Raw genomic sequence first — 12,421 nt, forward strand, 5'->3', positions numbered from 1 at the left:
TGATGGGTACGGGCTCTGCGCGGTTCAGCGAATTCTTCGGCTCGTTCCCCACGCCGATCTCGATCGTGACGGCACGGGACCGCGAGGGCCGGCTGTTCGGCTTCACCAGCAACGCCGTGTGTTCCGTCTCGGCGGCCTCGCGGACGCTGCTCGTCTCGGTGGGCAAGGGGTCACGCACCCTGCCGGCCATCCAGGAGTCGCAGGCCTTCGCGGTGAATTTCCTCTCCGCTGCCGGGCGGGCCGCCTCACAGGTATTCGCGAGTAAAGCCGCGGACAAATTCGCCAATGTGGAATGGGAGCCTTCACCTGTAGCGGAAGGCGCTCCCCTACTTGTCGACATCGCCTTGAGTTTTGCCGAATGCAGGGTTGAGAATGCTATCGAAGTCAGCGACCATTGGCTCTTCATAGCCCGAGTGGAAGAAAGTACCGTCTTCCCTCGCGAGCCCTTGCTCTACCGCAGAGGCGACTACGGCATCTGGTCGCCGAACAACGCCGGCGTAGAAGAACTCTCGGCTTTATGAAAGCCCTGCGCCCGCCCTCGCCTCTCACTCACTCCCAGAGAAAAGAAAGGCATTTGCATGGACATCGGAGCCGTAGACCACGTCGAGTTCTACGTCGGAGACGCACAGCAGTCGGCGTTCTACCTCTGCACCGGGTTCGGCTTCCGGGTGTGCGGACAGGCCGGCCCCGAGAACGGGCAGGCCGACCACCGCTCGCTGCTGCTGCGGCAGGGCGGTACCGAGATCGTCCTCACCTCCGCGCTGACTCCTGACCACCCGGCCGCGGCCTACGTGGCTCAGCACGGCGACGGTGTCGCCAACATCGCGTTCGAGGTCAGCGACGCGGCCAAGGCGTTCGCGCTCGCGGTGGAACGGGGGGCCACCGCAGTCGAGGAGCCGGTCGTGCACAGCCAGGACGGCACCGAAGTGGTCACCGCCTCGGTCCTGGGCTTCGGGGACGTGGCGCACCGCTTCGTCCAGCGGTCCGGGGACCGGGACCAGTTCCTGCCCGGGGTGATGGACATCTTCGCCGCCGACCCCGACGAGGGCGAGCAGCTCCTGAGCATCGTCGACCACGCGGCGATCTGCCTGCCGGCCGGGCAGCTCCGCTCCACCGTCGCCTTCTACGAGAAGGTCTTCGGCTTCTCCCAGATCTTCGAGGAGTTCATCGAGGTCGGCAGCCAGGCCATGGACTCCAAGGTGGTGCAGAGCCCGTCCGGCAAGGTGACCTTCACCCTGATCGAGCCGGTCACCGACCGCGAACCCGGCCAGATCGACACCTTCCTGGCCCGCCACGGCGGCGCGGGCGTCCAGCACCTGGCCCTGCTCTGCGACGACATCGTCTCGACCGTGGAGACCCTGGGCAACCGCGGCGTCGCGTTCCTCCAGACCCCGGGCTCCTACTACGACCAGCTCCAGGAGCGCTTCGTCCGCTCGAACCTCCTGGTCGAGGACCTGCGCCGGACCAATGTGCTGATCGACGAGGACCACTGGGGCCAGGTGTTCCAGATCTTCACCCAGTCCCAGCACGTCCGGAAGACCTTCTTCTGGGAGGTCATCGACCGGCACGGCGCCCGCACCTTCGGCAGCGGCAACATCAAGGCGCTCTACGAAGCGGTCGCCCGCGAGAAGATCACCTCCTGACCCTGACGCCCGCGCCGGACCCGGCCCCCTCGCCCGGCGATCAGCCCGGCTCGGCCCGCGCCACCCACCCGCTCGACAGGCGGCACCGGCAGGAGTGACGTACCCGGGCAACGTGCCCTCGGCCACTCCGCCGCTTCTCCTCCCTTCCTCCCGGCCACTCGGCCGCTCCGGCCCGGTCCCCGACCGGGCCCGCCGAGCCGTGCGCCCGGCCTCCTCCCCTCGCGCAACACGTTCGTCCATCGACCCACGCACGCGTAAGGAAGACCATGACCGTCGAAGACTCCACGACCTTCACCCTGACCGCGGAGGAGCTCAGTCTCCTGCCCTCCGACGAGGACGTCGCGTTCTACGCCGAGCACGGCTGGTACCTGTCGAAGAAGCTCTTCACCGACGAGGAGGTCGAGCAGCTGGAGGCCGCCAGCGAGCGCTTCTACGCAGGCCACCGCGACCGCAAGCTGCCGGCCCGCCCGCCCAAGCTGGCGTACTGGGAGCCGGAGAAGGGCGACGTCCAGCGGCACAACGACTACATCCACTACGAGGACGACACCATCGGCCGCATCCTGCGCAAGCCGCTGCTGGGTGCCGTGGCGGCGCGGCTGGCCCGCGCCGAGCAGATACGGGTGTTCCAGTCGACCCTCATCTACAAGCCGCCGGTGGCCGAGGAGCAGTCGAACATCGTGCCCTGGCACTTCGACCGGCACTACTGGTCGACCTCCACCTCCGAGGAGATGCTGACCGCGTTCATCCCCTTCCACGACTGCGGCGAGGAGATGGGCACGATCACGATGGTCGACGGCAGCCACCTGTGGAAGGAGATGGCGGAGGCCGACAGCACCTCCCTGCACTTCGCCGAGCGCGACCGCTCCGAGCTGGACCAGATGCTCGACGACAACGCCGCGTACAACGGGGCGGAGGTCCGCAAGATCCCGGTCCACATCCCCAAGGGCCACGTCAACTTCCACCACTGCCGCACGTACCACGGCAGCGGTGCCAACGTGAGCGACCGCCCGCGCCGTGCCATCTCGTTCCACCTCCAGGACGGCGCGAACCGCTACCGCGACTTCTTCCGCTCGGACGGCACCCAGGTCGCCTACAACCATGACCTGCTGGTCCGTCGCACCCCCGAGGGCACCCCGGACTACTCCGACCCCGAGTTCCTCCCCCTGCTGTGGAGCGAACACTGATGGACAGTGCCGCCGTGGTCGGAACCGGCCTGATCGGTACATCGATCGCCCTGGCCCTTCGGGGCCGGGGCGTGGCCACCTACCTGATCGACACGGACCAGGAGGCGGCCCGCGTCGCCGCCGGCCTCGGGGCCGGCATCGCGGGCCCCCCGCGCGGACCGGTCGACCTGGCCGTCCTCGCGGTGCCCCCGCAGCAGGTCGCAGCGGCCCTCAAGGAACACCAACTGGGCGACCTGGCTGACGACTTCACGGACGCGGCCAGCGTCAAGGAACCACCCCAGCGGGAGGCGGCTCGGCTCGGCTGCGACCTGACCCGTTTCGTCGGCGGGCATCCGATGGGCGGCCGGGAGCAGTCCGGGCCGCTGGCCGCGCGGGACGACCTGTTCCACGGGCGGCCGTGGGTCCTCACACCGTCCGCGCGGACCCGGCCGCAGACCCATGAACGCGCCAGGCGACTGGCCGAGTTGTGCGGCGCACGGCCTGTCGTGATGACCCACGCGGAGCACGACCGGGCGGTCGCCCTCATCTCGCACGCCCCACACCTGGTCTCGACGCTGCTGGCAGCGCGGCTGCTGCACGGCGCACGGTCCCAGTTGGGGCTCGCCGGGCAGGGACTCCAGGACGTGACGCGGCTGGCCGGCGGCAGCGCCGAGCTGTGGACCGACATCCTCGGTTCGAACGCCGTGGCCGTCGCCGACGTCCTCGCCGACTTCGCCCACGAAGTCGACGACGTGGTCGAGGTCCTGCGGGAGCTGGGCACCGCCCGCGAGCCGGAACAGCGACGTACGCACCTGGAAGCGCTGTCGACGGTCCTGGTCCGCGGCGTCCAGGGCCGGGCCCGGATCCCCGCCTGCGGGGGCACGGGCGCACCGAGTACGAGTACGGCCTACGCGGCCGCGCCGGGAGGAGCCTGAATGGTGACGCCGACCGCTCCCCCGACACCGGCCCCCCTCTCCCTCGCCGAGCTGCACACCTCGCTCAGCGACCCGGTCCTGGACGCGATGAACTTCCTCAACGAGGTCGTCGCGCGCTTCCCGGACGCCATCTCCTTCGCGCCCGGCCGTCCCACCGAGGGCACCTTCGAGCCGGAGGACCTCGCCCGCCATCTCCAGTCGTACACCACCTACTTGGAGCAGGAGCTGGGCTGGTCGCGCGACCAGACCCGGACCCTGCTGTTCCAGTACGGCCGTACCAACGGCATCATCCACGAGCTGATCGCAAGGACCGTCGCCAACGACGAGGGGATCGAGGTCCCGCCCGAAGCGGTGGTGGTGACGACCGGCTGCCAGGAGGCGATGCTCCTCACTCTGCGGGCGCTCTTCGCCCGTCCCGAGGACACCCTGCTGGTCAGCTCGCCGTGTTACGTGGGCATCACCGGCGTGGCCCGGCTCCTGGGCATCCAGGTCCGCCCCGTGCCCGAGGGCCCCGACGGGCCCGACCCGCTGGCCGTCCAGGCGGCCGCCCGCGCCGCGAAGCAGGCCGGGCAGCGCCCCCGGGCCTTCTACGTGGTCCCGGACTTCGCCAACCCCTCCGGCGCGAGCATGAGCCGGGCGGCGCGGGAGCTTCTGCTGGCAGTGGCCGAGGAGGAGGAGCTGCTCGTCCTGGAGGACGACCCGTACGGCTTCTTCGTCCGGACCGGCGAGGCCCGGCCCACGCTCAAGGCGCTCGACCGCGGCCGGCGCGTCGTGCACCTGGGCTCCTTCGCCAAGACGGCGCTGCCCGGGGCCCGGGTCGGCTACGTCCTCGCCGACCAGGAGGTGGTCGGGCCCGAGGGCGGGCGGACGCTTCTCGCGGACGAGTTGTCGAAGATCAAGAGCATGACCACCGTCAACACCTCGGCCGTCAGCCAGGCCGTCATCGGCGGCCTGCTGGTCGAGAGCGGCTGCCGGCTCCGCGAGGCCAACTCGGCCGCCGTCGCGCACTACCGCACCACCATGGACACCCTGCTCGACGCGTTGGAGCGGCACTTCCCCGCGGAGCGCCAAGCCGAGCTGGGCGTCTCCTGGAACCGTCCGGACGGCGGCTTCTTCCTCGTCGTCGACGTCCCCTTCGCCGCCGACCACAAGGCCCTGGAGCTCTCCGCACGCGCCTTCGGCGTGCTGTGGACGCCGATGCGCGACTTCCACCTCGACGGCGGCGGCACCCGTCAGTTGCGGCTCTCGTGCAGCTCCCAGAGCCCGGAGGCGATCACCGAGGGCATCGCCCGGCTGGCCGCCTTCATCACCGCGCAGATCACCGGCACGGCCGCCTGACACCGACGGCCCGCCACCCCCTGACGTACGGAGAACGGAGACGATGTGGTGATGGCGCTGCACACGTACGAGGCAGCGGCCGAGGAGCGCTTGCCTGGCCCGGTGTGGGACTTCTTCGCCGGCGGCAGCGGCACCGAGTCGATGCTGACGGCCGGACGGGAGGCACTGGACCGCGTCCAGCTGCGGCCGCGCTGCATGGTCGACGTCTCCCGCTGCGACCCGGGCACCGACCTGCTGGGCGCGCGGCTGGCGGCGCCGTTGGCCGTCGCCCCCATGGCCTACCACCAACTGGCGCACCCGGAGGGCGAAGTGGCCTCGGCGCGCGGCGCGGGCGAGGCGGGCGCACTGCTCACCGTGAGCATGTTCGCGAGCCGGGCCCTGGAGGACATCGCGGCCGCGGCGAGCGGGCCACTCTGGCTCCAGCTGTACTGGCTCAGGCGCCGCGAGGTGATGCGCGACCTGATCCGGCGGGCCGAGGCCGCCGGTTTCCGGGCGCTGGTCCTGACGGTCGACGCCCCCCGGGTGGCGTACCGGCCCCGGGACGCGGCCAACGGGTTCGCCGTCCCGCCCGGCGTCCGCGCGGTCAACCTCTCCACGGAGGTCATGGCCGCCTCGCACGGCAGCAGATCGGGGGAGTCAGCCCTGGCCCGGCACTCGCGGGAGCAGTTCGACGCCTCCATCACCTGGGAGGACCTGGCCTGGCTGCGGGAGGTGACCTCGCTGCCGGTGGTACTGAAGGGCGTCCTCACCGGCGAGGACGCGGAGTTGGCGGTCAAGCACGGAGTCTCGGGACTGATCGTCTCCAACCACGGCGGCCGCCAGCTCGACTTCGCCCGCAGCGCCCCGGAGTGCCTCACCGAGGTGGTGGACGCCGTCGGCGGGAGCTGCCCGGTCATCCTCGACGGAGCGATCCGGCACGGCGCCGACCTGGCCAAGGCGCTCTGCATGGGGGCGGACGCGGTCATGCTGGGACGCCCGGCCCTGTGGGGCCTCGCGCACTCCGGCGACGCAGGGGTCGCCGGAGTGCTGCGGCTGCTCATCGACCAGTTCGAGGAGGTGATGGCCTTGATGGGAGCACCGACCGTCGCCGACTTCGGGCGGTCCGGCATCGCGTATCCCGTCTGCGGCCGTCTCCCGTCCTGAACACCGCGGGTCCGGCCGGCCCCAGCGCCGGCCGGACCGCGTCCGTCTCCCGTACGCGGCTACTCCGCGGCGGCCCGCTCCCCGACCGGGCGCCTGCGCCGGTCGAGGTGGGTGAGCGACGGCGGCTGCCACACGCCGTCGGGCTGGTAGAGATCGGTGCCGGGGGCCACGATCGCGTCGATCCGGTCGAGCACCTCGTCCTCCAGCACCAGGTCGGCGCCGTCGAGCAGCGAGGTGAGCTGGTCCATGGTGCGCGGGCCGATGATCACCGAGGTGACGGCCGGGTGCACCAGTGGAAACGCGACGGCCAGCTCCGGCAGACCACACCCCATTTCCTCGGCGAGGGCGATGAGCTGCTCGGCGACCGCGAGCTTGGCGGCGTTTCCCGGCACGGCCGGGTCGAACCGCTTCGGCGTGCGCTTGGCCCGCCCGGTGGTGAGGTCGACCGGCCGGCCCTCACGGTACTTGCCGGAGAGGAAGCCCGAGGCCAGCGGCGACCAGGTCAGCACGCCCATCCCCAGCCGCCGAGCGGTCGGCAGCACCGACCGCTCGATGCCGCGCGCCAGGATCGAGTACGGCGGCTGCTCCGTCCGCATCCGCATCAGCCCGCGCCGCTCCGCCACATGATGCGCCTCGACGAGGTCCTCGGCGGGGAAGGTGGACGAGCCGAATGCCCGGATCTTCCCCTCCCGCACGAGGTCGCTCAGGACGGACAGCGTCTCCTCGACATCCGTCGTGTGGTCGGGCCGGTGCACCTGGTAGAGGTCGATCCACTCCGTGTCCAGCCGCCGCAGACTGTCCTCGACGGCCCGCACGATCCACCGGCGCGAGTTCCCGCTCCGGTTGCGCCCCTCCCCCATCGGGAAGTGCACCTTCGTCGCGAGCACGACATCGTCCCGCCGCCCCTTGAGCGCCTTCCCGACGATCTCCTCGCACTCCCCGGTCGCGTACATGTCGGCGGTGTCCATGAAGTTGATCCCCGCGTCCAACGCCGCGTTGACCACCCGCGAGCAGTCCTCGTGATCAGGATTCCCGGCCCCCCCGAACATCATCGTGCCGAGACAGTGCGTACTGACCTCAATGCCGGTCTTACCGAGAACGCGATAACGCATACGGGCACTCCGTCGCAGAGGATGGGGGGGCGTGGATCGACCCGGTCAGTCTAGGACTTGGAGCGGGTGGGGGTGGGGATCTTCGCGGCGTCCAGCGCCTGACGCACGGTGGCGCCCCAGCCGCGGTCATCGCCCACCCGGTCCGCCAGCGGGGCGAGCCCCCGGTCGAAGGAGGCCACGGCGTCAGGCCGCGGCAGCGCCCCCATGGCGAACCGGCACTGGTCCCGCCGAAACGGTGCCCGGCCCTCGCGCCACGGCCGCTCTCTCGACGGAACCGGGGACAACCCGGGCGCGTGTCTGATGGAGTGACGTGTTGAAGGCACCGTGTGTGCGTGCCCCAGTTCCGGACTGATCTCTCAGGGGGAAGAGCGAGGATGCTGTCAGAGGCGATGACCGCGCTGGCTACGGCTGGAGGCACTGCGGTGGTGCAGGCCGCGGGCACAGACGCATGGACAGGGGTACGCCAGCAGGTGGCCCGCTGGTTCGGCCGGGGGAATCCGCAGCGCGAGCACGCCGAGCTGGAGCGCCTCGAACAGACCGCGGGCGAGCTGGAGGCGGCTCGGCCGACCGAGGTGGAACGGGTCCGGATCCGCCAGGAGTCGGCGTGGCAGGGCCGGATCGAGGCCCTGCTGGAAAGTCTGGAGGACGGCGAACGGGCCCGGATCGCGGATGAGCTGCGCACCCTGCTGGTCCAGCAAACCTCCCACAGCAGTGTGTCGGCCGGCCAGAGTGGGCTGGCCGTCGGCGGACCCGTGGACGTCCGGGCCGACCACGGGTCCGCCGCCGCTGTGACCATGGGGAATGTGACACTGGGAAACCCTTCCCAGCCGGGTCCGCACCAGGACTGAGCGCACCCGGTTCCGCCTCGGCCGCGCCGACTCACCACATCGGTGGCATCTTCGCCGACCACGGCAGCATCGCCGTCGGCTACGCCGAGCAAGTCCACCACCACGCTGCGCCCCGCGCCCCGGCCTCCTGGCCGCACCAGGTCGGCGTGCTCCCGCCCCGCGCTCTGTCATTCCAGCACCGGGCCGAGGTCGATCAGTTGCGGACAGCGGTCGACGGCGGGGGTACCGCGGTGCTCAGCCAGGTACTCACCGGCACCGGCGGGGTGGGCAAGACGCAGCTGGCCGCCGACTACGCCCGCACCGCATGGGACAGCGGCAGTGTGGATGTGCTGGTGTGGATCAGCGCCAGTAGTCGGTCGGCGATCACAAACGGGTACGCGCAGGCCGGTGTCGAGGTGCTGGGAGCTGACCCCACGGACACCGAGAAGGCTACGCGGGAGTTCCTGGCCTGGCTGGAACCCAAGACCGGAACGAAACCATGCCGGTGGTTGGTGGTGCTTGACGACCTTGCCGACCCCGCCGACCTGCGCGGCTTGTGGCCGCCGGCCAGTCCGCGCGGCCGCACTCTCGTCACCACCCGCCGCCGCGACGCCGCACTGACCGGAGCGGGCCGACGCCTGGTGCACGTGGGCCTGTTCATGCCCTGGGAAGCCGCCGCCTACCTCACCGAGGTGCTCGCCGCCCACGACCACACCGAACCCGCCGAGCAGATCAACGCTCTCGCCGCCGACCTGGGACACCTGCCCCTGGCCCTCGCCCAGGCTGCCGCCTACCTCGTTGACGCCGAGCTGGCCTGCGCCGACTACCGCGAGCTGTTCGCCGATCGGATGAGGAAGCTGGCCGACTTGCTGCCCGAGTCCAGCTCGCTGCCCGACGACCAGGCCGTCACCGTGGCCGCCACCTGGTCACTGTCCATCGAACGCGCCGACCAACTCCGCCCCGCGGGCCTGGCCCGCCCCATGATCCAGTTGGCCGCCATGCTCGACCCCAACGGCATCCCCGCTACGGTCCTCACCAGTCAGCCCGCCCTTGCACACGTCACCGAGCGTCGCACCTCCAACGGTACGGACAGCACCCATCAGGCAGCGCCGGTCTCGGCCGAGGACGCTGTACGCGCGTTACGGGCCCTGCATCGACTCAGCCTCATCGACCACAGTCCACCAACACCGCACCAAGCCGTCCGCGTCCACCAGCTCATCCAGCGCGCCACCCGCGACGCCCTCACACCCGACCAGCACGACCGGGTCGCCCTTACCGCCGCCGACGCCCTGAGCGCCGCCTGGCCCGACGTCGAACGAGACACCGGCCTCGCCCGCACCCTGCGCGCCAACGTCACCGCCCTCACCCACACCGCCGAGGACGCCCTGTACCTGCGGTCCGCCCCCCACAGAGTGCTCTTCCGCGCCGGCCGGAGCCTCGGCCAAGCCGGCCAGGTCACTGACGCCATCGCCCACTTCGATCGCCTGACCGAAGCCACCCGCCACCGCCTCGGCCCTGACCACACCCACGCCTTGGGGGCCCGCAACATGCTCGCACGGTGGCGGGGTGAGGCGGGGGACGCGGCAGGTGCCGTGGCCGCGTTCGAAGAGCTGCTGGCCGACCAGGAACGGTCACTGGGCCCCGACCACATAGACACCCTGATGACCCGCCGCGCGCTCGCCGGGTGGCGGGGTGAGGCGGGGGACGCGGCAGGTGCCGCGGCCGCGTTCGAAGAGCTGCTGGCCGACCCGGCGTGGCTGCTGGGCCCCGACTCCCCGGACACCTTGGCCGTCCGTGACGAGCTCGCCCGGTGGCGGGGTGAGGCGGGGGACGCGGCGGGTGCCGCGGCCGCGCGGAAGAACCTGCTGGCTGACCGGGTACGGGTGCTGGGCCCCGACCACCCGGACACACTGAGCACCCGCCACGAACTCGCCCGGTGGCGAGGTATGGCGGGGGACGCGGCGGGTGCCGCGGCCGCGTTCGAAGAGCTGCTGCCCGACCAGGAACGGGTAATGGGCCCCGACCACCCGGACACACTGACCGCCCGCCACGAACTCGCCCGGTGGCAAGGTATGGCGGGAGAAGCGGCGGGTGCCGCGGCCGCGCTCGAAGAGCTGCTGCCCGACCAGGAACGAGTGCTGGACCCTGACCACTTCCACACCCTGGTCACCCGCTACAACCTCGCCAACATGCGAGGTGTGGCGGGGGACGTAGCGGGTGCCGCGGCCGCGTTCGAAGAGCTGCTGCCCGACCAGGAACGGGTAATGGGCCCGGACCACCCGAACACGCTGAACGCCCGTGGATGCCTCGCCAACAGTCGGGGTATGGCGGGGGACGCGGCGGGTGCCGCGGCCGCGCTCGAAGAGCTGCTGCCCGACCAGGAACGGGTAATGGGCGCCGACCACCCGGACACACTGAACACCGAGTTCAACCTTGCCTGGTGGCGGGGGGCGGCGGGGGACACGGCGGCGCTCGAAGAGCTGCTGGCCGACCGGGCGCGGGCGCTGGGACCCGACCACCTCCACACTCTGATCGCCCACGTTGGCCTCGCCCACTGGCGGGGTGACGCGCAGGACGTGACAGGTCCCGCGGCCGCGTTGAAGGAGCTGCTTGCACCCGACCCGGCGCGGCTGTCGGGCCCCGATCTCCCGGACAACCTGAACGCCCGCAACAAGCTCGCCCGATTGCGGAGTGACGCAGCCGCGTGGAAGAAACAGCTGGTCGACCAGGTGCGGGTACTGGGCCCCGGCCATCCCCGTGCCTTGGTCGCCCGTCACGAGCTCGCCGAGTTGAGGGGGAAGGCGGGGGACGCGGCGGGTGCCGTGGCCGCGTTCCAGGAACTGCTGGCCGACCGGACGCGGGTACTGGGCCCCGACCACCCGGACACCCTGTTGACCCGCTACGAGATCGCCGGCTGGCGGGCCACGGCGGGGGACGCGGCGGGTGCTGTGGCAGCGTTCCAGGAACTGCTGGCCGCCGAGGTGCGAGTTCTGGGCCCCGACCACCCGGACACCCTGATGACCCGCTACGAGATCGCCGGCTGGCGGGGTGAAGCGGGGGACGGGGCGGGTGCCCTGGCCGCGTTCAGGGAGCTGCTGATCGACCAGATGCGGGTACTGGGTCCCGACCACCCGAAGACCCTGAGCACCCGCCGCGCGCTCACCGAGTGGCAGATGCAGCAATCGTTGATGGATCAACCGATTGATGAGCAAGATCGATAAGCGACGTCGCGCTGTTGCCGTCCTCCAGCAGCACGACCGCAGGAACAGCCATGACCTCGCCGGTCACCTCCTCGGCCGCGTCGAGGAGGCCCGGGCCATCCTGTTGCCCAGACGCCCCCGCTTGGTGGTGAACCCGCGCCGCGAGCGGTCCAGGCCCTCACCTCCCGCACCACCTCCGCCATGCGGGCGAGGAGGCTCTGCCACGCCGTCTCGTCCTGGTGTTCTACCTCTGTGCCCCTCTTTGAGGCGGGCGGCGGTTCGTTGCGGGCGCCGGCGGCGTGCTGATGGGCCCGCACGACGGTGGAGTCGACCGAGACGTCCCAATCGATCTCCCCGGCCACCTCGGCCTCGGCCTCAACCTGCTGGAGCAGGCGTTCCCGGGTTCCGCCGGCCGACCACAGGCGGTGACGTTCGCAGACCGTCTTCCACAGGCCGAGCCGTTCGGGCAGGCCACGCCACTGATCGCCGGTCCTCCGCCAACACCCGGAACCAAGCCCCTGCCAGCGATCAGAGAACAGGCTCTGGATCGGAGCCGAGAAGAGCTGACGGCTACGTGTTCTTTCGCGGTGACAGAGTGTGCCCGGGCTAGTGTGCGTACGTGAACAAGACAATCTCCGACGACTCCGGCCTGGTGTCCCTGCCCAGCGCGTGGCCATTCCCTCCCACGGTCGAACGACTGTGCGAGGCGATCACGGCTGCCGGCTACCACGTCTTCTCACGGGTCGACCACGCGGCCAACGCAGCTCACGCCGGCATCACACTGCGCCCCACCGAGCTGGTCCTGCTCGGCAGTCCCCGGGTGGGTACAGAGCTGATGCTCGATCAGCAACGTGTAGGGCTCGATCTTCCCTCCAAGGTCCTTGTCTGGCAGGACGGCCAGGACAAGGTCTGGCTGACCTATAACACCGCAGCCTGGCTAGTCCAGCGCCACGGCCTGGGCGAGGGCGGTAGTGCAGCCGCCACAGCCCTGGAAGGCACGCTGGCGCAGGTCTGCGGCCAGGCTGCATCTGAGTGACGTTCTCCCGACACGGGGAACGGG

At 70.9% G+C, this 12,421-nt stretch carries 11 protein-coding genes and 1 pseudogene; 9 read left to right on the forward strand and 3 right to left on the reverse strand.

All coding sequences use genetic code 11. From position 1 onward, the window contains the following. Window positions 1–2: 2 nt before the first annotated feature. From Sdia_RS18265 to Sdia_RS18290, 6 genes are all read left to right on the forward strand, one after another. Window positions 3–521, forward strand: a complete 519-nt coding sequence (locus tag Sdia_RS18265) for a flavin reductase family protein (RefSeq protein WP_189500283.1) — start codon at window positions 3–5, stop codon at window positions 519–521. A 57-nt stretch (window positions 522–578) separates the two neighbouring features. Beyond that, entirely contained in the window at window positions 579–1,643 is a 1,065-nt protein-coding gene (gene hppD, locus Sdia_RS18270; protein WP_100458366.1) for a 4-hydroxyphenylpyruvate dioxygenase, read from the forward strand. A gap of 266 nt (window positions 1,644–1,909) precedes the next feature. Beyond that, entirely contained in the window at window positions 1,910–2,827 is a 918-nt protein-coding gene (locus Sdia_RS18275; RefSeq protein WP_189500282.1) for a phytanoyl-CoA dioxygenase family protein, read from the forward strand. After that, complete coding sequence (locus Sdia_RS18280) at window positions 2,827–3,741, forward strand: prephenate dehydrogenase (RefSeq protein ID WP_100458368.1); 915 nt, start codon at window positions 2,827–2,829, stop codon at window positions 3,739–3,741. The genes Sdia_RS18275 and Sdia_RS18280 overlap by 1 nt, the downstream gene beginning before the upstream one ends. Continuing rightward, window positions 3,742–5,079 carry an aminotransferase-like domain-containing protein gene (locus Sdia_RS18285; protein WP_189500281.1) on the forward strand — a complete coding sequence of 446 codons (1,338 nt, stop codon included), beginning with the start codon at window positions 3,742–3,744 and terminating at the stop codon, window positions 5,077–5,079. 51 nt (window positions 5,080–5,130) lie between these two features. Then, complete coding sequence (locus tag Sdia_RS18290) at window positions 5,131–6,222, forward strand: alpha-hydroxy acid oxidase (RefSeq protein WP_189500280.1); 1,092 nt, start codon at window positions 5,131–5,133, stop codon at window positions 6,220–6,222. A 59-nt stretch (window positions 6,223–6,281) separates the two neighbouring features. Here Sdia_RS18290 and Sdia_RS18295 read toward each other — a convergent pair whose 3' ends face one another. Continuing rightward, on the reverse strand, window positions 6,282–7,334 hold the full coding sequence (locus Sdia_RS18295) for an aldo/keto reductase (protein WP_115069430.1): 1,053 nt from the start codon (window positions 7,332–7,334) through the stop codon (window positions 6,282–6,284). A gap of 50 nt (window positions 7,335–7,384) precedes the next feature. Continuing rightward, entirely contained in the window at window positions 7,385–7,513 is a 129-nt protein-coding gene (locus tag Sdia_RS30265) for a hypothetical protein (protein ID WP_258565696.1), read from the reverse strand. A 210-nt stretch (window positions 7,514–7,723) separates the two neighbouring features. Here Sdia_RS30265 and Sdia_RS18300 point away from each other — a divergent pair, with 210 nt between their 5' ends. Both Sdia_RS18300 and fxsT read left to right on the forward strand, forming a co-directional pair. Then, on the forward strand, window positions 7,724–8,182 hold the full coding sequence (locus tag Sdia_RS18300) for a hypothetical protein (protein ID WP_229831366.1): 459 nt from the start codon (window positions 7,724–7,726) through the stop codon (window positions 8,180–8,182). Then, entirely contained in the window at window positions 8,179–11,382 is a 3,204-nt protein-coding gene (fxsT, locus tag Sdia_RS18305; RefSeq protein ID WP_371874302.1) for an FxSxx-COOH system tetratricopeptide repeat protein, read from the forward strand. The genes Sdia_RS18300 and fxsT overlap by 4 nt, the downstream gene beginning before the upstream one ends. 251 nt (window positions 11,383–11,633) lie before the next feature. On the opposite strand, the pseudogene Sdia_RS30780 reads toward fxsT, so the two are convergent. Beyond that, window positions 11,634–11,867: pseudogene (locus tag Sdia_RS30780) on the reverse strand (IS5/IS1182 family transposase); the annotation flags it as partial. 113 nt (window positions 11,868–11,980) lie between these two features. On the opposite strand from Sdia_RS30780, the gene Sdia_RS18310 reads away from it, so the two are divergent. Next, a complete protein-coding gene (locus tag Sdia_RS18310) occupies window positions 11,981–12,397 on the forward strand; it encodes a DUF302 domain-containing protein (RefSeq protein ID WP_185393667.1) in 417 nt (138 codons plus the stop codon). Window positions 12,398–12,421: the final 24 nt, after the last annotated feature.

It is taken from the genome of Streptomyces diastaticus subsp. diastaticus (genome assembly GCF_011170125.1).
Taxonomy (GTDB): Bacteria; Actinomycetota; Actinomycetes; order Streptomycetales; family Streptomycetaceae; genus Streptomyces; species Streptomyces diastaticus.